21 protein-coding genes and 1 other annotated feature are annotated in these 24,904 nt (G+C 36.3%); of the genes, 13 read left to right on the top strand and 8 right to left on the bottom strand.

Annotated features, from left to right (window positions below):
• Positions 1-1,396, bottom strand: a 1,396-nt coding sequence (pilM, locus tag ACOI1D_RS09835; protein WP_422501103.1) for a pilus assembly protein PilM, incomplete at its 3' end; no start/stop codon positions are given.
• Positions 1,397-1,721: 325 nt separating this feature from the next.
• Here pilM and ccpA point away from each other — a divergent pair.
• The 3 genes from ccpA (at position 1,722) to motS (ending at position 4,361) form a co-directional block, all read left to right on the top strand.
• Positions 1,722-2,717 carry a catabolite control protein A gene (gene ccpA / locus ACOI1D_RS09830; protein ID WP_422501102.1) on the top strand — a complete coding sequence of 332 codons (996 nt, stop codon included), beginning with the start codon at positions 1,722-1,724 and terminating at the stop codon, positions 2,715-2,717.
• A gap of 62 nt (positions 2,718-2,779) precedes the next feature.
• Positions 2,780-3,601, top strand: coding sequence for a flagellar motor protein MotP (gene motP, locus ACOI1D_RS09825; RefSeq protein WP_422501101.1), 822 nt, complete (start codon positions 2,780-2,782; stop codon positions 3,599-3,601).
• Positions 3,591-4,361: a flagellar motor protein MotS gene (gene motS, locus ACOI1D_RS09820; protein ID WP_422501100.1), complete on the top strand. Its 771-nt coding sequence runs from the start codon at positions 3,591-3,593 to the stop codon at positions 4,359-4,361. Before motP ends, motS begins: the two co-directional genes overlap by 11 nt.
• A gap of 44 nt (positions 4,362-4,405) precedes the next feature.
• Here motS and ACOI1D_RS09815 read toward each other — a convergent pair whose 3' ends face one another.
• The 4 genes from ACOI1D_RS09815 to ACOI1D_RS09800 form a co-directional block, all read right to left on the bottom strand.
• Positions 4,406-5,563, bottom strand: coding sequence for an acetoin utilization protein AcuC (locus tag ACOI1D_RS09815; RefSeq protein WP_422501099.1), 1,158 nt, complete (start codon positions 5,561-5,563; stop codon positions 4,406-4,408).
• Positions 5,560-6,213, bottom strand: a complete 654-nt coding sequence (locus ACOI1D_RS09810) for an acetoin utilization AcuB family protein (protein WP_422501098.1) — start codon at positions 6,211-6,213, stop codon at positions 5,560-5,562. The genes ACOI1D_RS09815 and ACOI1D_RS09810 overlap by 4 nt, the downstream gene beginning before the upstream one ends.
• Positions 6,214-6,867, bottom strand: a complete 654-nt coding sequence (locus ACOI1D_RS09805; RefSeq protein ID WP_422501097.1) for a GNAT family N-acetyltransferase — start codon at positions 6,865-6,867, stop codon at positions 6,214-6,216.
• A gap of 161 nt (positions 6,868-7,028) precedes the next feature.
• Positions 7,029-9,950 (bottom strand): transglycosylase domain-containing protein, encoded by a 2,922-nt coding sequence (locus ACOI1D_RS09800; RefSeq protein ID WP_422501096.1) that lies wholly within the window; start codon positions 9,948-9,950, stop codon positions 7,029-7,031.
• Positions 9,951-10,122: 172 nt separating this feature from the next.
• Positions 10,123-10,324 (top strand) — a binding site (T-box leader).
• A gap of 67 nt (positions 10,325-10,391) precedes the next feature.
• Between ACOI1D_RS09800 and tyrS the strand changes: the two genes are divergently transcribed.
• Positions 10,392-11,663, top strand: coding sequence for a tyrosine--tRNA ligase (gene tyrS, locus ACOI1D_RS09795; RefSeq protein WP_422501106.1), 1,272 nt, complete (start codon positions 10,392-10,394; stop codon positions 11,661-11,663).
• Between the two features lie 463 nt (positions 11,664-12,126).
• The gene (locus ACOI1D_RS09790) at positions 12,127-12,450 is read left to right on the top strand and encodes a DUF4870 domain-containing protein (protein ID WP_422501095.1); all 324 of its coding nucleotides are present in this window, start codon (positions 12,127-12,129) and stop codon (positions 12,448-12,450) included.
• 201 nt (positions 12,451-12,651) lie between these two features.
• Here ACOI1D_RS09790 and rpsD read toward each other — a convergent pair whose 3' ends face one another.
• Complete coding sequence (gene rpsD / locus ACOI1D_RS09785; RefSeq protein ID WP_422501094.1) at positions 12,652-13,254, bottom strand: 30S ribosomal protein S4; 603 nt, start codon at positions 13,252-13,254, stop codon at positions 12,652-12,654.
• A 391-nt stretch (positions 13,255-13,645) separates the two neighbouring features.
• Here rpsD and ACOI1D_RS09780 point away from each other — a divergent pair, with 391 nt between their 5' ends.
• Positions 13,646-15,529, top strand: coding sequence for a diguanylate cyclase domain-containing protein (locus ACOI1D_RS09780; RefSeq protein WP_422501093.1), 1,884 nt, complete (start codon positions 13,646-13,648; stop codon positions 15,527-15,529).
• A 327-nt stretch (positions 15,530-15,856) separates the two neighbouring features.
• On the opposite strand, the gene ACOI1D_RS09775 is transcribed toward ACOI1D_RS09780, so the two are convergent.
• Positions 15,857-16,339, bottom strand: a complete 483-nt coding sequence (locus tag ACOI1D_RS09775) for a GAF domain-containing protein (RefSeq protein ID WP_422501105.1) — start codon at positions 16,337-16,339, stop codon at positions 15,857-15,859.
• A gap of 115 nt (positions 16,340-16,454) precedes the next feature.
• Here ACOI1D_RS09775 and refZ point away from each other — a divergent pair, with 115 nt between their 5' ends.
• The 6 genes from refZ to ACOI1D_RS09745 all read left to right on the top strand — a co-directional run bounded on the left by refZ (position 16,455) and on the right by ACOI1D_RS09745 (position 23,321).
• Positions 16,455-17,078 carry a forespore capture DNA-binding protein RefZ gene (refZ, locus tag ACOI1D_RS09770; RefSeq protein WP_422501092.1) on the top strand — a complete coding sequence of 208 codons (624 nt, stop codon included), beginning with the start codon at positions 16,455-16,457 and terminating at the stop codon, positions 17,076-17,078.
• A 253-nt stretch (positions 17,079-17,331) separates the two neighbouring features.
• Positions 17,332-19,023: a septation ring formation regulator EzrA gene (gene ezrA, locus ACOI1D_RS09765; protein WP_422501091.1), complete on the top strand. Its 1,692-nt coding sequence runs from the start codon at positions 17,332-17,334 to the stop codon at positions 19,021-19,023.
• A 22-nt stretch (positions 19,024-19,045) separates the two neighbouring features.
• A complete protein-coding gene (locus ACOI1D_RS09760) occupies positions 19,046-19,174 on the top strand; it encodes a hypothetical protein (protein WP_422501090.1) in 129 nt (42 codons plus the stop codon).
• 101 nt (positions 19,175-19,275) lie between these two features.
• On the top strand, positions 19,276-20,415 hold the full coding sequence (locus tag ACOI1D_RS09755) for a cysteine desulfurase family protein (RefSeq protein ID WP_422501089.1): 1,140 nt from the start codon (positions 19,276-19,278) through the stop codon (positions 20,413-20,415).
• Between the two features lie 7 nt (positions 20,416-20,422).
• Positions 20,423-21,631 (top strand): tRNA uracil 4-sulfurtransferase ThiI, encoded by a 1,209-nt coding sequence (thiI, locus tag ACOI1D_RS09750; RefSeq protein WP_422501088.1) that lies wholly within the window; start codon positions 20,423-20,425, stop codon positions 21,629-21,631.
• Between the two features lie 88 nt (positions 21,632-21,719).
• Complete coding sequence (locus tag ACOI1D_RS09745; RefSeq protein WP_422501087.1) at positions 21,720-23,321, top strand: amidohydrolase; 1,602 nt, start codon at positions 21,720-21,722, stop codon at positions 23,319-23,321.
• 40 nt (positions 23,322-23,361) lie between these two features.
• Here the strand turns inward: ACOI1D_RS09745 and ACOI1D_RS09740 are convergent, their stop codons facing one another.
• Positions 23,362-24,162 carry an NAD kinase gene (locus tag ACOI1D_RS09740; protein ID WP_422501086.1) on the bottom strand — a complete coding sequence of 267 codons (801 nt, stop codon included), beginning with the start codon at positions 24,160-24,162 and terminating at the stop codon, positions 23,362-23,364.
• Between the two features lie 126 nt (positions 24,163-24,288).
• Between ACOI1D_RS09740 and ACOI1D_RS09735 the strand changes: the two genes are divergently transcribed.
• Positions 24,289-24,903 (top strand): DUF2953 domain-containing protein, encoded by a 615-nt coding sequence (locus ACOI1D_RS09735; protein ID WP_422501085.1) that lies wholly within the window; start codon positions 24,289-24,291, stop codon positions 24,901-24,903.
• The last annotated feature ends 1 nt before the right edge of the window (position 24,904 follow it).

Here is a 24,904-nt window from a genome sequence, read left to right as displayed (position 1 = left end):
CATTATTATTTATTACGTGGTCTACGCCAGTCTCTATTCCATTTAAATAGATTTTAGGAGGTTGTCCGTATCCACCTGGTAAAGTGATTTGTTTTCCATTAACATAGACAATTGAAGCAATACCTGGCTTCCCATAGAACTTATTAATTTCAATCCGGGCTTGGATTAAGCTATCACCAATTGATAGTTTTTTCATCTCAAACATTCTGATAACTTGACCATTTACAGTTACACTAATATAATGTACTGGATTTTCCCGAGCGGCAATTGCTATTCCAATAGGTGTGATATAGTCAGGACCTGAAGGTAGCATAGTTGGAATTGTAAAGTTTTGAATTGCATCTATGCCTCTTATTGCAACTCGATTTTGTGGCAGCTGTAATTTGCTTGCCAGTGCGGTAGTTATTTCAGGTGTTAAGCTTCCGCCTCCAATTAACATCACGGCTTTAGTAGGCTTAGAGTTTAGGTGTATAATTTCATTTGCTATTGATTGCGCAAGATTTTCTATTGTATCTTTGATGTCTTTCGCAAGGAGGTCATAGGTAATAGTTGATTTAAAACCAAGTATGTCAGTTACTTCGGTTTCACCGTTCGTGACAACTTCCCGTTTTGTTTGTTCTGCAATCGGGAAGTCTAATAAATAGTTCTCACTGATTGCTTCGGTGATTTCATCTCCAGCTAATGGAACCATTCCATAAGCCACAACAGTCCCTTGATCCGTAATCGCAATGTCACTAGTACCTGCACCAATATCTACAAGTGCAATATTGAGTTTACGCATCGACTCAGGTATTAGTACATGTATTGCTGCAATTGGCTCAAGTGTGAGTGCGTTCATTTCCAAGTCAGCACGAGCTAATACTGCTAGAAGTGACTCGACAACTACCTTTGGTAAAAATGTCGCTATAATTTCAACGCTTGCTTCTTGACCGCTTTGATCAATCAATGATCCAATTAACGCATCATCAAGCCTGTAATGAAGGATAGAATAACCCACACAATAATAGTTGGAGTATTTACTATCCTGTTCCGTTATGAGTTCTTTTTGAGCAGTCTGAACAGCACTGAGTTCTAAGTGTTTAATCGTTTCTTTATCCAAAATTGGCTGCTGGTTAATTTGCAGCTTTGCATTTGTTTGGACAGTCTTTAAGGAACGCCCTGCAGCTGCAACGCTAACTGATGAAAGTTTTCCATGTCGCTGTTCTAAGTGTTCTTTTACTTGCTGGATTACTTTAGCTACAGCAAGAACATTATGTATTTGACCATCGTGCATCGATCGCTCAGTATGTTCAATGGTATAATAATCAATTATAGTAAATGTTGATTCATTCTCTTCTAATAAAATACCAGTAACTGATCTAGTTCCGATATCAAGTGCAAAAAGTTTTTCAGTCATAAAAGGTTCCTCTCAATCTTTTGTAATACTAAAATTAACATTACACGTTATACATTTTAAACTATTGTAACTATTATAAACCAGAACCTGATTTGGTACAAAACCAATTTAATAATTTGGTTAATTAGAAATAGTTACTAGAACTGAATCCTTTCAGATCTTCTGAAAGTGATTTAACAATAAAGCACCTGATAAGCACAATTCTCTTTGTGTTTTACCCTATGGTAGAGTATGATAGATAAAAAAGATGACGACAATGTAAAACCCCCCTTAGTGGGTTTTACAGCAGTCAAACTGTTACAAATAGTGAATGGAGGTTATACATATGAACATAACAATTTATGATGTTGCTAGAGAAGCAAACGTTTCTATGGCAACCGTTTCACGAGTAGTAAACGGAAATCCGAATGTAAAACCGTCTACAAGGAAAAAGGTCTTAACAACAATACAGCAGCTTGGATACCGACCTAATGCAGTTGCAAGAGGCCTTGCTAGTAAAAAAACGACTACAGTTGGTGCAATTATTCCAGATATTTCGAGTATCTTTTTTGCCGAACTTGCAAGAGGGATAGAAGACATAGCTACAATGTACAAATACAATATTATTTTAAGTAATTCTGATCAAAATAAGGACAAAGAGCTGCAGCTAATTAATACAATGCTTGAAAAGCAGGTAGACGGGATTTTGTTTATGGGTGGTACAATTACAGACGAACATGTTGAGCAATTCAAAACCTCTTCAGTTCCGGTAGTTCTAGCAGCAACATATGATGAGACAGGAACTATACCATCAGTGAATATTGATTATGAGCAAGCAGCATTTGAAGCTACTAAGTTCCTAATAGAAAAAGGTAATAAAGCTATCGCATTTGTTGCTGGTGAAGACGATACAATGATTAATAAACAAAAACATTCTGGTTATCAAAGAGCTCATAAAGAATCAGGAATGGCCTTAAAAGATGAGTATCTTATAAAAGGTGACTATACGTATGATTCAGGTATTGAAGCATATAAGCAACTTTTTGCATTAGAAACTAGACCAACGGCAATTTTTGTTTCATCTGATGAAATGGCATTAGGGGTTATACATGGCGCTCAGGATAATGGTGTTAACGTTCCAGAAGAATTAGAAGTATTTGGTTTTGATAACACAAAACTTGCTTCAATGGTACGTCCAACTCTGTCAACAATTGTTCAGCCAATGTATGATATTGGTGCCGTGGCAATGCGGCTGTTAACAAAATACATGAACAAAGAAAACGTATCAGAGAAAAAAGTTGTGCTGCCTCACAGAATTATCGAACGAAACTCAACAAAATAGTATTACTACCGATATATGTAGTGAAAACTATTTTGGCTGCACTGCACGTTAGGAGAGAGCACATGAGGAAAAGAGATATTTTAACTCCAATTGGCATAACATTAGGCTTTATAATGATTATGATGGCCATATTAGCAAGTGGTGGAACAGAAGGGTTTATGTCATTTCTTGATGTAGCAGCTATATTTATTGTTATTGGTGGACTTATTGCATCTCTTTTAATTAACTTTAAAATGGAACAGATTAAATTAACATTCAAGGTCATGAAAGAAGCATTTCACCAAAATGATCAACGATTGACAGACATAATCCATTTATTCATAAAATTATCTGAACGTGCAAGACGAGAAGGAATATTAGCGTTGGAAAATGAGTTGGAAAATGTTGAGGAACCATTCATAAAAAAAGGCATTCTACTTGCTGTAGATGGTGTAGAACCAGAAGTTATCAGTGACATTATGTATGCAGAAATAACAGCAATGGAAGAAAGACACTATAAAGGTCGTACTATTATTGAAAAAGCAGGTGAATACGCACCTGCCTGGGGAATGATAGGTACACTTATTGGTTTAGTACTAATGTTAAATAGTTTACAGGACCCAAGTACTCTAGGACCAAGTATGGCAGTTGCATTATTAACTACCTTGTATGGGACAGTTCTGTCGAATCTAGTATTTATTCCGATGGCAAATAAATTGGAGTCTAAAACTGAGGAAGAAGTTTTTATTAAACAAATTGCAGTTGAAGGTGTAATTGGCATTCAATCTGGACAAAACCCAAGAATACTTGAAGAAAAATTAAGTGCTTTCTTGTCAAAAGATTTTAAAAAGAAAGAAGACAATAAGGAACCAAGCTTTGTGGAGGACAAAGTGAATGAAGCGTAGACCAATAAAGCGTAGGAAATCCTCTGGGGCACCAAAATGGATGGTTACCTACTCAGATATGATAACGCTGATTTTAGTATTCTTCATATTACTGTTCTCTATGTCACAAATTAATTCTGTGAAGTTTGAGGTCGTTTCGGAATCTTTTAAAAACCGTATGATATTTGACTTCTATCCGTCATCCGTACCAATGGAAAGCCCTGCTGAAACAAACAATAAGTTAGATAACGGAAGAAACTCTAATGAAATTGAAAATCCTTCTAGTGAATTTAAACCTTTTCCTAATAGTCCTAGAAAGAAAGAAGATACGTTAAATAATTTAATGACAGAGGTAGAACAATACTTGGCTAAAAATGATTTAAACAATGTTATCTCCGCAAGCAGAAGTGAACGCGGAGTGGTTTTGGTATTGCAGGAACTCATCTTATTTAATTCAGGTGAGGCAAAGATTTTGTCATCAGGAAAACCATTTCTAAATAAGATGGGCTCATTATTAATGAAAATTCCAAATGAAATAAAAGTTGAAGGTCATACGGATAGCCAACCTATGTCAAGCTTTCGCTATCCTTCTAATTGGGAATTATCAGGGGCAAGAGCAAGCAGTGTTGTACGCTACTTAATTGAGGAAAACGACTTTGATAAATCTAGATTTACGATTGTTGGCTATAGTGATACGAAGCCACTTTTGCCAAATGATAGTGATGAAAATATGGAAAAAAATAGAAGAGTGGAAATTGTTATTATAGAAAGTAAATCATGAATTAAAAACGAGAAGACGGTGAAATATGGTCTTCTCGTTTTTAATTATCTTTTTTTATTTGCATACTTGAGTGAACTAAGAAGCATTTTATAATTTTTCTCATTAATTTCTTCTCTTCGTGGAATTTCAGGGACAATGTTCTTATTATCCTGCCAACTGACAGGTAAAGTAACAGGTGCTTCAGGTTGCCATTTAGTAATCCAATCTTTTGGAACTTCGCCAACCAAATGCTCTCCACTGCACATTACATTCCAAACCTGGGCCCAGGCTCGAGGTACGACACGCCATAAATCATAGCCGCCACCACCTAAAGCTATCCATTTCCCATTGCAATGCTCGTGAGCCAATTCATGGGCTAGCTCAGGGATCTTTTCGTAAATACCCATGGTACAGCACAAATGTGTTAACGGATCGTAACAATGTGCGTCAGCACCATTTTGCGTGATGATTACATCCGGTTGGAAGTTTTCCGCAATCTCTCGGAATGCAGTTTCATAGAGCTGCAGGAAAGATTCATCCTCAGTAAAGGCATCAATTGGTAGATTATAAGAATACCCATGACCTTCTTTAATACCTCGTTCATTAATATTACCTGTACCTGGGAATAGGTACCGTCCTGTTTCATGAATAGAAAAGGTACATACATTTGGATCCTCATAAAAAGCCCATTGGACACCATCTCCATGATGGGCGTCAGTATCGACATATAACACTTTCAAGTTATATTTTTCCCGAATATATTTAATTGCTACTGCACCATCGTTATAGATGCAAAATCCTGCGGCTCTTCGTTTAAATCCATGATGCAAGCCACCACCTAGATTTAACGAGTGAAGTACCTTTCCTTGTAGCACTTCGTCAACAGCTGTCAACGTTCCGCCAACTAAGTAACTCGAAGCTTCATGCATATTTTCAAATATAGGAGTGTCTTCAGTCCCTATACCATATTCAAGTCCCTGATCCTCTTTCAGCAGTCCTTTACTAGCATTTTGTATTGCCTGTATGTAAACACGGTCATGAAACAATGCTAGCTCATCCTCAGTAGCCTTACGTGGTGCTACTATCTGATTTTCACTTAATGTTTTAGATGCAAACAGTAAATCCTTTGCAAGCAGAACACGTTTTTGGTTAAACGGATGTTCTGCGTGAAAGTGGTAACCCAGCATAGCATCTGAAAAAATAAAGGATGAATTACATGTCATGATTTTGGCCCAGTGATATTATTTGGCCACATTAATTCATAACCAGCTGCTCGAAGATCTTCAATAACAGGTACAGGATTCATCGATTGAATACGAAAGACCAGGACTTTATAGTTTGGATCATTTTTATATGGATAGACCAAGACAGAAGTAATATTTATTTTACGTTTTCCAAAAACAGATGCGACTTCAGGTAATATTCCTGGTTTATGAGGCACTTTTACTTCTATATGTGAACTCTGAACATTTGTACCTGTAATGTGTATGAGTGTGTACAACATATCTTTTTCTGTCACAATACCTACCAGTCTATTGTCCTGAATAACAGGTAGACAAGCAAATTCATGGTCATAAAAAATACCTGCGACTTCCTCAACAAAATCAAGAGGGTGGACCGTAATAACTGGATGGCTCATGATTGTTTGAATTTCGTTTTTTAGTACATTATCTTCCGACGCTTGCTTCTGAAAAATAGATGGACTGGCATCCCGAACATCACGGTCAGATACAATTCCAAGTACGTGTTTATCTTCATCTACAATTGGAATATGTCTAATTCGGTGTTGATGCAAGAGACGAAGAGCTTCAGCGATTGTAGATTTGGGTGATAAAGTAATTACTTGTTTATTCATAATTTCTTCAACTAACACTTATAGTCCCTCCCTCATTGTTCTATACTGATGGCGTTGTAAAAATCGTAATTTATCAAATTGTTTTATTGACCCATCCGGAACATTCTTGCCTATTCTAACCATTAAACAATTAGCCGGGTGTGAAATGATTTCGGGATCATCTGTTGGTGCTGGGATAAGTCCTCCCGCAGCCATCATTTTTTCCATAACCTTTCGATAATCCCAGATGCTAAGTTTTGTTCCGTCGAGATCCCAGTGCCAATAATATTCTGTTGAAATTATAATATAATTCTCCATATAATCATCCATCATAGAAAGTCTTAGTAGACCAGAAGCAACTTTAGATCCGCGATATTCAGGAATAATTTCAATTGCTCCTAGTTCAACTAGATCTTCCATATTAAATTCAGACCAACGTTCAAGGGGATCTGGATGGAGATAAGTAACATAACCAACAATTGTGTCTTCCGTACGTGCAATGATAATTCGACCTTCTGGAAAATCTGCTATGTTGAGCAAAGCATTAAATTGTTTGGGTGCAATACGAAATGCAGTTAATTGTTCGTGAAAGTGATATTTTTTTAATTCTTCTGAAGGAAGTGGACCTTCCAATGTTATTTCTCCTTGGGTAGTGTCGTGTGTTAATGTTTGATGAGATTTTACATGATTCATATTTTCACCACCTACTCTTTAAAAAATAGCTTACTTGTCGTTACTTTCCATTATACAGGATAATCGTTTGTATTTTTAGTATAGAGTGAAAAAAAGAAAAAAATAAGCCTGTAGGATATGTATCCTACAGGCTTATTTTTTTTCTTTTTTACGAACTCCAATTACGCTGGCGGAGTTGGACCATCACCGTCAACAGGTGGATCCTCAGGCTCTGGTGGATCCCCAGGTTCACCAGGTGGCTTCGGTGGATCGTCTGGCTTCTTCGGTTTATCAGGCTTAGGCTCTGGCTTACTAAAGTCTCCAACCACTACTTCGTTAGATTTTTTTGATTCTAATCCAAAATAATCTACGGATTTTACAAGGTATACTGCTTTGCCACCGCCGATTCCAAAGCTAGTATTTGTTGTACTTCCGATTAACGAAAATGCTCCATCTGGGTTTGGTGCACGATAGATTCGATAACCTACAACGTCCTTACTGCTTGATTCGCTCCAAACTAAATTACTGCTTGATTTCTTAAGCAAGGCTGGAGCAGCAGGTGCTTTACCATCATCCTCAATAGCTGTACCAATTTCGCCAGTAGGTACACCTATTTTTTGCCATTTAGCATGATCACGGAAAGGAAATAGATCTGTTAAATCATTTAATATATCATATTTTTTTTCCTTTAAAAACTCAGGGTTAAATGTTAGACCATCACCGTTTACAAATTCTTCAGGTGTACGAGGTCCTGCGACAATTGCCTTTCCATCCACCATGACAAAAGCGCCAGTTATTAGGCTATCATCGGTACTGTTTGGTATGAATTTCGCATTAAATATATCTGAATATACCAATCCAGCTTTGCTGCATAAATCAGATGGCAGTTTTCCAGAAATGGCACAGTAACTTCTTGATACAATTCCTTTCGGACGCTCAAAATTATTTTTAGGTGCCATTAACTCCGGATTTAACTCTGTAGCTTTGTTTACAAGCTCAGCCCAAAGTTTTATGTTTCTTTGGTAATATGGCATACAACTTGAACAGTTATTTAGACTATGAGGAGTGTCATAACCAATCCAGGTTCCCATTGTGACATTTGGATTGAAGCCGACAAACCAGTGATCATCCCAACCTTGAGATGTTCCGGTTTTTGCAGCCCAATCAACACTGTTATTGTTTAACTGTGTCTTCAAGTAGGTACCAGTTCCATATTCAAGTACATCACGTAAAACATCAAGCGTTAAATATGCTGTTTGTGGAGAAAATACCTTTACTGGTTTAGATTCATGCTGGTAAATTACTTTTCCATCTTTAGTTGTTATTTTATCTATCATATAAGCATCAACAAATTTACCACCATTGGCAAATGTATCGTAAGCATTAATGTTTTCTTCTATACTAACCCCATTTGTAGTTGCACCTATTCCCAGGGCAAGATGAGAAAACTCCTTATCACCAATGTTTGTAATACCCATTTTATCTAAATATTTGCTAACCATATCTCCTTGATAAATTTTTTCATAGAGTCTTATCGCGGGTATATTAAATGATTCAGCAAGTGCCTTACGGGCAGGGACAATTCCATGGTAGTTGAGTGAGTAGTTGTCTACTACATAGTCTTTTTGATTCGGCATGTTAAAGGTAGCTTTAACATCACCAAGAGCGGTAGCTGGTTGAGCTGCGCCAATATCAAATGCTGGTCCATAAACAAGCAATGGCTTCATTGTACTTCCGTTTTGTCGGTAAGCTTCAGTTGCATAATTTAACTGATTGTCCTGCGAGTAACCACGCCCACCAACAAAGCTAATAATTTTTCCAGTTGAATTTTCAATTAACATACCAGCAGTTTGAACTTGTTCATTTACTTTTATACGCTCACCGGTCTTCTTGTCAGTATAACGCCAATTGCTTTTAGGTCCGTAATATTTATAGTTCTTAGCAATTTCCTGAAAAGCAATATAGGTTTCTTTATCAATAGTTGTATGAACCTTGTATCCATTTTTTCTCAGGGCACGATCAGCTAAAATCCTGTACTCTTCATTTAGTTTTTCATCTTTTTCTAAGTCTTCCACTGTATAACCATCTTCTGAAGCAATGTGTTCTGTAAGAATTTTCTTCGCACGATTTTCTGCTTCGAACATCAAGTATCGGTATTTATCCATTGGAGTTTTAGACTCTAAAGTGAAATCTGCAACAATGTCATAGTTTAACGCCATTGTATATTCTTTTTTAGATATATATTCTGCCTCATACATACTGTCCAGTACAGTCTTCATCCTGTCTATACCGGGCTGTAGTGCGCTTTTCTTCTTCAACCCACCACTGTTTTCAAAAGGGGTATAATATGATGGACTCTGTGGAAGTCCGGCCAAATAGGCTGCTTGAGGGAGATTAACATCTTTAGCATCTATTCCGAAAATCCCTTGTGCCGCTGTTTGTACACCTGCAATATTTCTACCTGAGGCCTCACGACCATAAGGAATAATATTTAGGTAGGCTTCCAGTATTTCATCTTTGTCAAAGGATCGCTCTAACCTTAAAGCTAATAGAATTTCTTTTGCTTTACGTTCAAATGAAACCTCATTAGTTAGAATTTGATTTTTAATTAACTGCTGTGTTAACGTACTTCCACCAGTTTTAACAGTTGCGTTTGTTGCTTCCTGCACAACAGCGCGTAAGATTGCTTTGGGAACGACTCCATCATGTTGTCTGAATTCACGATCTTCAGTGGCTATAACGGCATCAATTAATGTATCTGAAACATTTTCAAGCTTTACTTCTTCCCGCATAATATCAGACCTGATATCACCGAAGTATTTGTTTTCTGCAAAGTATAATACTGACGTTTCTTCGTAGTTATAAATATCTTTTTTCATACTTTCATAGCTACGAATCGGTTCATCTTTTACTAGCGAAGCAAAATATCCAGCTCCCACACCACCTGCAAAAAACAACCCAACAAAACCTATAATGATAAAAAATAAAACTATATTCCAAGTAACGTCATATGTAACTCTTGAAGTACGTTGTATTTTACCTTGGTTCCATAGGTTTGATAGCTTTTGATATGATTTATCTATAAATGCTTTTATTTTATCCATATTTAGACCTCCTAAATATTCACACCATATTATACCATACTAGTTGTTTTGAAAAAATAGAAATTCCTTAATTAAATTAAGTTGGTGCTCATAGTACTTTAAGCACATAAATTCATTCGAAAATATTGCAATTTAAAGTAAGATATTGATACAATGAATAATAATTGTATATACATATGCTATGAAGGATCGAAGTAGGAAAGCAAACCCCTTTTCAAGAGAACTGATGAGTAATGAAAGTCAGTAATAGTTACTTCGAATTACAATCTGGAGCTTTTTCTATAGCGGAAAACGGTGAAAACACATCGTTAAAAAACCCAAAGTGGCATTTATATGCAACAAGGGTGGTACCACGAAAAACTCTCGTCCCTTTATAAAGGGGGAGTTTTTTTAGTTTTGAAAACAATTAAAAAGTATTTTAATAGGAGAGTGGAAAGAAAGATGACTGTATTACAGGATCTTGAAAAACGTGGATTGATTCATCAAACAACGGATCACGCAGGTTTGGAAAAACATTTGAAAGAGAACCAAGTCACGCTATATTGTGGTTTTGATCCAACTGCGGACAGTTTACATATTGGACACCTTTTGCCGGTTTACATGTTAAAAAGGTTTCAAAAGGCAGGACATAGACCGATAGCATTAGTAGGCGGTGGAACTGGAATGATAGGTGATCCAAGTGGTCGCTCATCTGAAAGATCTTTAAATGAAGACAATGTCGTTAAGGGATACAGCGAAAAAATCAAGAAACAATTAGCCAACCTTTTAGACTTTGACAACGGTGAAAATGCTGCAGTAGCAAGAAACAATCATGACTGGTTAGCGAGTATGACAGTAATTGATTTTCTGCGCGATGCTGGAAAACACTTTGGTATCAATTACATGCTGGCAAAAGAGTCTGTCTCTGCTCGAATCGAACAAGGCATTTCATTTACCGAATTTAGTTACATGATTTTACAATCACTTGATTATTTGAAACTTTACGAGCAAGAGAATTGCACATTGCAAATTGGTGGAAGTGATCAATGGGGAAATATTACAGCTGGGATGGAATTGATTCGTCGCTCGCGAGAAAACCTGGAGGAAGAGACGAAAGTATTTGGATTAACTGTTCCTTTAATAACTAAAGCCGATGGTACTAAATTTGGAAAAACCGCTGGTGGAGCTATTTGGCTTGATGCAGAGAAAACAACACCATATGAATTTTATCAATTCTGGTATAATACCGATGACCGCGACGTTATCAAGTTCATCCAGTATTTTACTTTCTTAGAGCAAGAAGAAGTTGAATCACTTGCACAGACTGTAGAACAAAAACCTGAAGAACGTATAGCCCAGAAGCGTTTAGCAGAAGAAATCACGAGAGTTGTTCATGGACAAAAAGCAGTTGGACAGGCACAAAAAATATCTGCTTCGTTATTTAGTGGAGATTTAAAATCTCTTTCTGGTCAAGAGATTGAACAGGGATTTAAAGATGTCCCAACACATCATCTGACTAAAGAGGATATTAGCTTAATTGATTTACTTGTAGATGCTAAGATATCATCATCAAAAAGACAGGCCAGAGAAGATATAAGTAATGGTGCTATTTATATAAATGGTGAAAGAAATCAGGATTTGCAGCATATTATTAAGGAAGCGGACCGAATTGAAGATACGTTCCTAATAATCAGAAGAGGTAAGAAAAAGTATTTCTTAGTTAGATATAGTTAAATAATAAGGCTGTTTTCTAAAAGAATGTTGTTTTTGACATAAAATCTATAAACTGCGACGTATGCGCTGAGTTGTTTTCCGCTGCGGACCGTTGCTTTCCGCGGGCACGGACTCAGCCTCCTTGCCCCGACAAGGGGTATGCCGATGTTGTCCGCAAAGGACGGTCTTAGTTGGCCCTCACTATCTAACCACTCTGCGGGTTCTTCAGACTCGTGCTGTTTTCGTAGGAGTCAACGTCCTCCACTCCAATCAACTAATAATAAGTGAGCCATACAGTACTGTTGAAACATCGTGTTAGTGGAGGTAAAACACCAAGACTCCTGCGGGAAAGCGAAGTGATTTTTCCGAAGCGATTGCAGGGCATCGAACACTATTTTTAGTTGTGTCGCAGTTTGCATCAATTACGAAGATTTTAAACAACAAAGCTTATGAAAAGAGCAATAATAAAATGAGGTGAAATGAGATGTCAACAAATGATGAACGTTTATTTGGAATGTTGATTTATCTAGTAAGTTTTCCTTTTCCAATTTTAGGGCCATTAATAATTTGGATGTTAAAAAGAGATGATTCAGAGTTTATCGATTACCATGGTAAAGAATACTTTAACTTTTTTATATCGTATACTGTCTATGCTGTAATTAGTGCAGTTCTAATTCTTGTGTTAATTGGTATAATACTTATTTGGGTTGTTGGAATCATGGCATTTGTATTTACATTGATAGCGCTATTTAAAGCTTATAGTGGCGAAAGATATAAGTTCCCTTTAATCTTTAGAATTATAAAATAAGCTGTAAACCTAAGTTCCTCATTTATGAGAGCTTAGGTTTTTTTAGGCAGTAAAAAAAGTATAAAGCTTTCTTTCAGCATAAGTGGAACCAGGGCTATAGCCAATAAGGCTTAGCGATAAGGCGAGTTTTCTAAGTATATAACAAAACAGCCGAGAAACGTTTTATAAAACGTTTCTCGGCTGTTAAATTTACCAGCAATATTAACGTGAATAGAATTCAACGATAAGTGCTTCGTTGATTTCAGCTGGAAGTTCTGTACGCTCAGGGTAGCGAGTATAGCTTCCTTCCATTTTATCTGCATCAAATGTTAGATAATCTGGAACAAAGTTATTTACTTCAATAGCTTCTTTAACGATATCAAGCTTTTGTGATTTTTCACGTAAGCTAAATACTTGATTTGGTTTTAAACGGTAAGATGGGATATCAACGCGTCTACCATCTACTGTTACATGGCCATGGTTTACAAGCTGACGAGCTTGACTACGTGTACGCGCTAGGCCTGCACGGTATACAAGGTTATCAAGGCGTGATTCAAGAAGAATCATGAAATTCTCACCATGGATACCTTTTTGTTTACCAGCAATTGTGAACAAGTTGCGGAATTGACGTTCATTCAATCCATACATGAAGCGTAGTTTTTGCTTCTCTTGTTGTTGTAAGCCGTATTCAGAGATTTTCTTTCTTTGGTTAGGTCCGTGTTGACCAGGTGCGTAAGGACGTTTTTCTAATTCTTTACCAGTTCCGGATAATGAAATACCAAGACGACGTGATTTTTTCCATACTGATCCAGTATAACGTGACATGGGACATACTCCTTTATTATTTTATTTGCATAAAATAAGCGACCGTGTTCCAGTACGTTGCTCATTTTGTTTTCATGTACCATCGCTCCAGCAGCAGAGAGTTACACGATACACCTCATATAATAATGAGGAACAAAATGATAACAAGCGTTGGTTCACAAAGGCTACCTTATTTATTTTACACAAAGAATAGTATATAATCTTTGAACTTGGATGTCAATCTTTTCGTTGGAAACCCTGTACGGAGGTGAAGGTTGAATCACAAGTTTTTATAAATAATTAAGTAGGAAAAAACTAGTAATTGATATATAATGGATATACGAAAATGAAATATTGCACACTTGGATTTCAATTATTTCAAATTTATTTTTTTGATAGGTGATCATAAATGATGGATCAAAATCAACTAAAGGAAAATATGAGGAATATTTTCTTTGAACTAATATCAGATATGGGGACACGTTCTTATTTAGAATTATTGGACAAGGTCTCTATTCAAATGCAGGAGATGCTTCAAGTTGCATATGTGGCACTCTATTCATATAACTATTGGGAACAGACATACGAGAGGGTCACAGGAGAACTACATAATGAGTTAAAAAAAACGCCATTCAAAGATCAGAACATAAAGGATTGTTTAATTGAAACAAATAGTACTAATACTTCAGATGCAATTTTTGTGAAAGCAACTACTTTGGATAGCAAAATTGTTCTTTTACATGCTGAAACAATTCCTGATGCTTTTCTATTTATAGGGTACCAGTCAAATGACAAAAGATTTACAAATAAAGTGCTAGAAATGGTTCAATCCGAATTTAATAGGCTACTTAAAATAATGAATGAAAACCAAATGCGGAAAGAGCAAGGAACCAAAAATGCATTCTTATTTGATATAACTACTAAATTTTATTCAGTGATGTCCAAAAAAAATATTTTAACAGAAATCACAAAAGGAATGGAAAAACTATATCCTTACTTTCATTACCATATATTGCTCTCACAGGATTATGAGGAAGTGCAGGACTTACCTATTAAAACGATAGAATATAGTGATGATGCAACTAAAAGAGTTAGTACACAAGCCTTTATAACTGGAGAGGTACAATTAGAGGATCGTGTTAAAGAGAAAAAAACTTATTTGTATGCACCATTAAAGGGGAAGCAAGGAGTATATGGTGTTCTGCAAATTATCACACCGAATAACGTTGAATTTCCAGAAAAGGAACTTGAGTTTATTGCACAATTTGCAACGATAGCTGGGAACGCAATTGAAAGTGCCACACTTTATCAGTACTCAAAGCATTTGGTTGAGGATCTAAAGCTTATAAATGATGCGACACATGCATTGAATTCAAATTTAAATATTGGTGAGATAACAACCATAGTTCGGGAAAAAATAATTAAAGCATGTGGGGCAACACAGGTTGGTTTTATTTATACTGGTGAAACTCAAGACCATATGATTAACATTTTGTCTGGGAGTACAGATTATTTCTTTACTAGTGAAGGAGAAAAACACGCTGATTTCATTTTTAATCAGGTTATGGAAAATAAGGAACCGCAGATAAGCGGGGATTATACAAAAGAAATAGCTGATTTCCCTTTTTCTTCAGTAATGGCGATTCCCATGTTACATGCTGGAACAATACATGGAGTAATAATTGTCATTCACCAGGATAAATATGCTTTTTCGTTTGATTGCTTCAAACTTATGCAATCGCTTGTACAACACTTCACATTAGCACTGACAAACTCGATATTGAATGAAAAGCTGAAAGCAGTGGCAATAACTGATTACTTAACGAAGCTATATTCTCGTAATTATTTGGAAGATGAAATACAACAACATTTTCAAATAGATGAAAAGGGCACTTTGGTTATTCTCGACATTGATGATTTCAAACGAATAAATGACACTTTTGGTCATCATATCGGGGATGAAGTGATTATACAAATTGCTTCTATTGTAAGAGCCCATACAGGCGAGAGTGACGTTCCTGCTCGTTGGGGTGGGGAAGAGCTGGCAATCTATTTGTCTAATGCAACTATTAGTGAAGGTGTCCAAATTGCAACACAAATAAGAAAACAAGCTGAAAGTTTTACAGAACCTAAAGTAACATTGTCCTGCGGGGTTGCAACCTGGAATTCAACTATGGAGGTAAATGTCAAAGATTTATTTATTCGAGCAGATAAGGCCCTATATGCTGCTAAAAACACCGGGAAAAATTGTGTGGTTAAGGAAGTGCCGGAAAACTGTGATTCTAAACCAGTTTAATATCAATTGTATAGAAAAATAATAACGGATGCCTTCCACAAAGGAAGCATTCGTTATTATTTTAGTTTAAGGCTGATTATTTTTGACACAAAATCTATAAACTGCGACGTATCGCTGAGTTGTTTTCCGCTGCGGACCATTGCTTTCCGCGGGTACGGCCTCGGCCACCTCGAGAAAACCACTCTGCGGGGTCTTTGCGACCCTAAGAGGCTCAGCGCAAGCCCTAAGGTGCGCGTAGTGATTTTTCCGCAGCGATTGCAGGACATCGAACATGATTTTTAGTTATGTCGCATTTTGTATCAACTGCGAGAAAACTTACGATAAAGACTAGTTTAAGGACAATTGCACGATTCCTGCGAATTTTTCTATATATTCTTTATCAGTTTCATCAAACCGGTTAATACTAGGGCTATCTATATCTAATACACCATAGATGTTCCCATTTACAATTAAAGGTACTACAATTTCTGACTGACTGGCACTATCACATGCAATGTGACCTGGAAATGTGTTAACATCTGCAACTAGTTGTGTTTCCTTTTTTTCAATTGCCGTTCCGCAAACACCTTTCCCATTTGGGATGCGAATACATGCTGGTAGACCCTGAAATGGCCCCAGGACTAATTCGTTTTCCTTATAAATATAAAATCCTACCCAGTTTACATCTTCTAAAAATTGGTTTAGAAGTGCAGATGCATTGGATAGATTGGCGATATGGTCCGGCTCACCATCAAGAAGTGCTTTAGTTTGTTGTAGTAATAATTCATAATCTTTCACTCGGTTTCCTGAGTAATTACTTGCTTTAAACATATTCATTTTCCTTTCGTTCGATAAGTTTCGACGTAACCTTTGCATTAATTGTCGAGAAGAAATTGAAGGATTAAAGGCTACTATGTCGTAAAATAACTATAAGGAGTTGAATTTAATGAAAAATAATCCAACTAAGAAAAAAGTAATAGATGCTGCTTCATTGTTGTTCTTTCAAAAAGGCTTTCATGGAACTTCAGTTAGAGATATAGCTGATAAAGCCTCTGTTAATGTGTCTCTAATTAGCTATTATTATAAAAGTAAACAGGGCTTATTAGAACATGCCGTAACAAGTTACTATGAAAGTTACTTGAATAAGATGGAAGAGATACTAATAGATTCAGAAACAGAAGCACCTATAGATAAATTGAAATTATTAATACAGGCTATTATACATTATAAACAAAACAATCATCAATTTTCTTGTTTTATTCATAGAGAGCTTTCAATAGATACGGTATTTGTCAGAGAGATGGCAGTGACATATTTAGCCAAGGAAAATTACTTTATCAGTAATATCTTTTTTGATAGTTTTCCACAAGGGCACAAAAATAACACGGAACATCAGTTTATGCTCATGCAATTAAAAGGAATGTTAATCACGCCTTATCTATTACAAAATGAGTGGAAAGACCAGGTAGCCGGAAAAACCTCTCACGATTTATTCGCGAAAAATTATACAAAAGTTATCCATAAATGGTTGGATTTTGTGACCTCTCAGTCATCCCAACATACGAATTGACAAAAAATATGTAATATCGGCAAATTATTTGTAATTTTTTAGCCAAAAATGTTATTTACATGGTATCATAAGAATAATAATCACAGAATTATAGTTTTTTACTTAAAAAAGCCACAATTGCTCGCTAATATTTGGAAGAACTAAGTGTATTAGGAGCTAACCAAACAACAAATGAAACTTAAACGGTACCTGTTCTTGTAGAGAATCGAAATTAACATCCTCTTATACAGGAATATAGTTAGGAGGCTTAAATATGGCATATATCATAGGAATCATACTTGTTATAATTACACTAATTATTGTTGGACTAATATTACGAAAAAGAGTATATGATGTTGTTGATCGGCATGAGAGCTGGAAAATGGACATAATGAATCGTAATGTTGCTTCACAGTTTGCACGTATTAAAAGCTTAAACCTATCAGGAGAAACGCAGGAAAAGTTTGAATCGTGGAAAGAACATTGGGAATACATTGTTACAAAACAATTACCTGATATTGAAGAGTATTTATTCGATGCCGAAGAGGCTGCTGATCGCTACCGTTTTTCTACCGCGAAAAAGACGCTGCGAACAGTTGAACAAACATTAGAATCGATAGAAAAAGAAATTGACAGGATGTTACTTGAGTTAGAAGAACTTGTGAACTCAGAAGAATCAAGCAGAAAAGAAATCGCTGGATTAGAGCCTGAAATTAAGGCTTTGAGAAAGAAATTATCACAAACACGTTATAAGTATGGGAAAGCGGAAGCCCGCTTTGATGTAGAGCTTGACGAGGTAGAAGATAGTCTTAGAAAGTATCATGAGATGACTGAATCAGGTGATTATCTGGAGGCACAGCAGATAGTAAGTCAATTAAGAGTTCAGTTAGAGGAACTGCAAGTGGAAATGGATGAGTTTCCGGTTTTATATAAAAACTGTAAGCAAACACTTCCTTCTCAATTAGATGACTTGATATCCGGTATGAAAGATATGAAAGAAGATGGTTATCGAATCGAACACCTCGGATTTGAAAAGGAAATTCGTGATTATCACCAGCGTTTACTAGATTGTGTTACTTCACTGGAAAAAGGTAATGTCGCTGTTGTGAAAGAATCAATTGCAGAAATCGATGAACGTGTGAAAGATATGTATCAGCTTCTGGAAAACGAGGCTATAGCGAAAAGTTACATAGAAAGCAAAGTACCAGCCTACAGCCATAGTTTAAATGAATTGGATAATTCGTTTACAGAGACGAAACAAGAAGTGGAAGAATTAAAGCAAGCATACTACTTTGAAGATAGTGATATGGAAAAGTATTTAGCGCTTGAGAAAACAATTAATCAACTTAAGAAACAACTTGTTGAAATCAAAGAAAACGTAGATGACAATGAAGTGCCCCACATGCAAATACGTGACAAGCTTGATGGGAACTTTCAACATGTTGAACTGTTAACTGAACAACATGAAGATTTTCTTAATTTCATCCATAATCTAAGAAAAGATGAACTAGAAGCAAAAGAGAAATTAAACGAAATGAAAACGCAGGTGTACAACACTATCCGAAAATTGAAGAAAAGTAATTTACCAGGTGTACCAAACTTTATTTGGGACTTAATAGAAGTAACGAGTCAAAAAAATGACCGTGTATTAAAAGCACTGGAAACGAAACCACTTGATATGGCAGCAGTTCAACAAGCACTGGCTGAAGCTAGCAAAAGTGTTGAACATGCAACAGATCAGACAGATTTTATAATGGATCAAGCCTACTTAACAGAACAGGTTATTCAGTATGCAAACAGGTACCGAAGCAGGTATCCACTTTTAGCAGGGAAACTTGCGGAATCTGAACGTTTATTTAGATCCTATGAATATGAGCTTTCCCTTGAACATGCAGCAAAAGCAGTTGAAGAAATTGAACCAGGGGCACTGAAACGTATTGAGGAATACCAGGAAGTTTCTATATAGTGAATTTGACAAAGAAAAGATAATGTATAAAATGAAACAAGGTACTGTAAGATATCAACAACATAATAAAGAAATAAATTGGACCGTAAATATACTGAAAAAGCGAATCTCAATTGATGAATTGCTGGCGGGCATAACAAGTAAAGAATAACAAAGGCTGTCTTATGAAATGAGGTTTCATTCCTTATTCCTAAGCCAGCCTTCATTATTGTTAATAATGCCGATAAAACTAAGCAAATAGGAGATTATCATATGATTTATTTAGATAATAGTGCAACAACTAAACCAAATCCATCTGTGCTACAAAGTTTTAACCAAGTTTCAGAGAGCTTTTTTGCTAATCCATCGTCGATTCACCAATTAGGTAGTGAGGTGGAACAATTGTTGCTAAAGGCTAAAGGACAAGTTGCGGCTATTTTTGAGGTGGCGAAAAGCGAAATTATTTTCACATCAGGTGGTACAGAGGGAAACAATATGGCAATTAAAGGAATCGCATTCCAACATCAACTTCGAGGCAAACATATTATTACAACTCAAATTGAACACCCCTCTGTTTATGAAGCATGTCAGTCGCTTGAGAGATCAGGGTTCGATGTCACGTATTTACCAGTCGACAAAAATGGTATTGTGGCAGTTGGCGACGTAGCCAAAGCTATCAGACCAGATACCATATTAATCAGTGTTATGCACGTTAATAATGAGATTGGTTCTGTACAGCCTATTCGTGAAATAGGGGAACTTGCAAAAAAGCACCCTAAGCTATTTTTTCATGTTGACCATATTCAGGGGCTAGGTAAGGTCCCACTCCAAATAAAGAATAGTGGAATTGATTTATGTACTATGTCAGGGCATAAAATACACGGCCTTAAAGGCACTGGAATCTTGTACATTTCCAACCGTACTAAGCTATTTCCACTTTTCCACGGTGGCAGTCAGGAAAAATCAGTACGTTCTGGAACGGAAAATCTAGCAGGTGCAGTAGCTATGGCAAAAGCTATAAGATTAATTTTTGAACGTCAAAAACAGGATGGAAGTCATTTGCTGGAATTACGTAATTATTTAATGGAGAGAATAGCAGTTATAGATCATGTAGTAATTAATACACCTTTAGAAGCTGCACCACACATCATTAACTTTTCGGTAATAGGGTTGAAACCAGAGGTCTTGATTCATACACTTGGCGAGAAGGGCATCTTTATTTCTACAAAATCAGCATGTTCATCTAAGCTTAGTGACGAGAGCAGAGTGCTTGCTGCTTTAGACTTTGATGAAGAACGGACGATATCTGGTATTAGAGTGAGTATGTCCTATGACACTACAAAAGTGGAACTGACTGAATTTGTGACGGCACTTGAAATAGCAATAAAGGAATTGAAAAAAGTAGTGAGGTAGATAAAACATGGAATTTGATCATATATTAATTCGCTACGGCGAAATGGCCTTAAAGGGCAAAAACAGAAAGAAATTCTATAGTAAGTTACAAGACAATTTAAGAAATACATTAGCTGAATTTCCTGGTATCAAAGTAAAACGGACGCAGGGAAGAATGTTTGTCCTGCTGCAAGGTCATGATCCTAATCCAGTTATGAAAAAATGTAAGGAAGTATTTGGAATTCAAAGCTTGAGCTTAGCTATCAAAGTACCAAATGATGAGCAACAGATAAAAGATGCCGCATTATATGCCCTGACAAATAGTGAAAATACAAAAACATTTAAAATTAGTGTTAAACGGATTGATAAGTCTTTTCCTATCGGATCACAGGAGTTTAATAGGGAGGTTGGTGCACATCTGCTAATAAATTCCTCGGACTATACGGTAGATGTTCACCATCCTGACTTAGATTTAAAGATAGAGATTCGAACAGAGGCAACTTATCTCACTTCTGAAGTAATTAAAGGTGCAGGTGGGTTTCCTGTCGGTACATCAGGTAAATCATTGTTGCTATTGTCAGGTGGAATTGATAGCCCGGTTGCAGGTTATTTAGCGATGAAACGTGGGGTTGCTATCGAAGCAATTCATTTTCATTCACCGCCATTTACTAGTGAAAGGGCAAAGCAAAAAGTATTTGATATTGCTTCTGAATTAACTAATTATGGTGCTTCCATTAATCTACACATTGTACCGTTTACAAAACTCCAACAATTGATTTTTCAGGAGATACCTGATCGGTATTCCATGACGGTTATGCGCAGGATGATGCTTCGCATTAGTGAAGCAATTTGTAAAAAGGAATCTATATTGTCTATGACAACGGGAGAAAGTCTCGGGCAAGTGGCAAGTCAGACAATGGAAAGTATGAATGCTATTAATGAGGTCACTAATTATCCTGTTATAAGACCACTAATTACAATGGATAAGCTAGATATTATTGATATTTCTAAAAAGATTAATACGTACGATATTTCTATTCGTCCATATGAGGACTGTTGTACTATATTTGTTCCAAAAGCTCCTAAAACTAAACCACAACGTGAGAAAGTAAGTTATTTTGAGTCTTCTCTTTCCTATGAAGAGATACTTCAGGATGCGGTTGATGGAACAGAAGTCATTAAATTCACTAAAGATAAAAGGAATAAAGAGGACGAGAAATTTCAGGACCTATTCTAAAAAAATGGACCACAGGATATTACCATTAGTACTTTTAAAAGTTATCTGTTGATTAAATAAGATAAAAGTCAGAAATGAGGTATGGATCATGGGGAATTTATGGTTTGGTGGTAATATTTACACAATGCAGCATGAGGGAGATGCAGTTGAGGCTGTATATACCGAAAATGATAAGATTGTAGCTGTAGGCACTTATGAAAAATTGTATCACAGTTATTTTAATCATATTACAAATGAAATTAACCTGCATGGGAAAACCATGCTGCCAGGGCTCGTTGACAGTCATTTGCATATATTAATGCACGGCGAAAAGCTTTTAAGACTTGACTTGTCTCAGTTAAAATCTGCAGAAGAAGTAAAGGAAACGTTACGAAACCGAACTGCCAATTTATCAGAGGGAGAATGGTTGATTGGTGAGGGGTGGAACGAAAACCAGTGGGAAGATCCAGTTATTATCCATCGCTCAGAATTGGATGAGATATGTCCGAATAACCCACTAATGTTAACACGAGTTTGTCGCCATGCACTTTTAGCCAATACGCATGCAGTTGAACTGTCTAACGTAAAAAATGATACACCAGATCCTCAGGGCGGAATAATTGTGCGTGATAATAAAGGAGAAGTTTCAGGATATTTCCTAGATACAGCCCAGGATTTAATCAAAAAGTCACTGCCAAGTGTTTCACAGGATTACTTGCAGAAAGTAATCGAAATTGCTGTTGATGATTTGGTATCAAAAGGTTTAGTTGGCGGGCATAGTGAAGATCTAAGTTATTATGGCAGTTTTAATAAAACGTACAAAGCTTTTCTCGATGGTATTGATGGTGTTAATAAAAAGTTCAAAGCACACTTACTTGTCCATCATGAGGTTCTTCACGATATGCTTGAACAAAAACTTGGATGGTTGGATGGTTCTGATTACGTGGAGCTGGGAGCCGTTAAGATTTTTGCGGATGGTGCAATTGGTGGAAGGACTGCATGGCTAACAGAAGAATACAGCGATGATCCTGGTAATGAAGGTGTATCAATTCTAAGCACAGCTAACTTAGAAAAAGTGATTAAGGAAGCCAGAAGTCACGGCTTACCGGTAGCAGTTCATGCAATTGGTGACCGGGCGGCTGAAGAAGTTCTTACACTAATTGATCGTAACCCTTTACCTAACGGACGCCGGGATCGTCTCATCCATGGTCAAATATTGAACAACCGAGCTCTTGACCTTTTAAAGAAGTTACCTGTTGCAGTGGATATACAACCTTTGTTTGTAACATCTGATTTCCCATGGGCAATCGAGAGACTGGGTAAAGAGCGGTTAAAACTTGCTTATGCATGGAAAACAATGATTGATCAAAATGTACATCTTGCAGGAAGCTCAGATGCTCCAATTGAAGAAGTTAGTCCTCTACTTGGTATTCAAGCAGCAATTTTGCGGAGAGCTTCTTTCGATGGACAAGTGTACAATCCGGAACAGTCATTATCGGTTTATGAGGCACTGGGTATCTATACAAGTGGAAGTGCGTATGCTATAAATCAGGAAACGTCCCGAGGAAAACTAATTGATGGGTATACTGCTGATTTTACGATTTTAGAAGAAGATATATTTCAGACCGATCCTGAGCGTATTCATGAAATCGATGTAGCGATGACTGTCATTAATGGTGAAGTTGTTTATAAAAGAAATCCTAACTACTAAATTTGTGGTTAGGATTTCTTTTTTTTCTTGGAGTTTGTCCTTATAAGAATGTTCGTTTGACACGGTCCCAATAGGAATTATTTTTTAGTTTGACGGTTTTAATTACTTTGTCACTTAATGTAACTGTAACACTTTCCACCATCCGTACTGGGTATGCCTCGTTGTCCATACCTACTACAGGGTAGTTGTTTCCATCCTGGACAACATTAAGTGTAAGTTTACGGTTCTTGTCTAAAACAAAAGATGAACCAAGTGTACGATATCGGTTATTGTTTAATGATGCGAGCTCTGATACCTGGAAGCATGGGATTCTTGGATCAATTATAGAACCGCCTATTGATTTATTATAACCTGTACTTCCTGTTGGAGTAGCAATAATAAGGCCATCCCCACGAAAAGTCTCGAATTTATTATCATCAATTTCAACATCTATTACGATGGTTTTGATTATGGTTGAACGAATACTTAATTCATTTAAACAATCGAAGCTGGTTTCTCCATTTATAGTTGCACTAATAACAGGGAATCGGCGTACCTCCATTTCTTCATGTATAACTGAATGAAGCATTTCATCAAAGTTATCCATATTGAAATCACAATAAAGACCAGATTCATCTGAATAGGTTATACCGGAATACAGACAATCCTGCCGAAAACCTGTTTTTCGAACGGCTTGTAAAAAGGCACCATCACCTCCAATACTAACAATTATGTTAGCGTCTGCAGGATCATCTATAATAGAAAAGTCATTCTGTTCAGCTAAATCAAACAAGGGTTCCAATTTGTCTTGTAAATCCTTTTCATGTGGGTAATAAAAATATATATTTCTACGATAAGACATGTACGAAGTTAACCTCCTTTTTGTAGCATTTAGTTTATCACTTTTATCCGCTAAATCCCAATGATAGTCGTATTTGTATAAAATTTAAAAGAAGTTAAATACTAAAGTTTATGGGAGTGGTCTGCAATGACATGGTGGTTAATAGTTTTTTGCATACTAATGGCTATTGTTATTATTTTTTTATTTTCAAACTTGTATGTAACAATCAGTTTTTCATTTTTAAATGATAAGCACCAAGGGTTTTTAGCTGTTCACTTTTTAAAAATACCATTATACCGAGTAGACCTTGGGAAATCGAAAAAGAAGCAACATTCTATCCTTGATAAAATACTTAAAAATGAAAGCAGTTTATCAGATATAATGCAGGATGGGAAAATCTTCATACACACGATAAAGAAAACAATTCCTAGTTTATCATGGCTACTAAAAAGGTTGTACATATACAAATTCCAATGGGATACAAAAATTGGTGCTGGAGAAGTTAGTAGTACAGGAATGTTATCTGGAGGAGTTTGGTCTATTAAAGGAATAGTGTTAGCTTTTCTTAGGGAAACTACTCATGTCGCTTGCGACCTTAATGTTAATGTTATACCTTACTTTAAACAAAACCTATTTAGTACGAAAATTGAGATGAAAATGTCAATTCGTTTTTGGCAAGCAGCACTGGGTGGATTGAAACTGTTTCGATCGTTATCAAAACGTGAAAAAATAACAATAAAATTTAGTGAAGGGAAGACATAAA

Origin of the sequence: Virgibacillus sp. DJP39 (assembly GCF_049310925.1) — a bacterium.
Taxonomy (GTDB): domain Bacteria; phylum Bacillota; class Bacilli; order Bacillales; family Amphibacillaceae; genus Virgibacillus_F.
The sequence above is the reverse complement of the archived record's forward strand: the minus strand, read 5'-3'. Positions and strand labels throughout refer to the sequence as shown.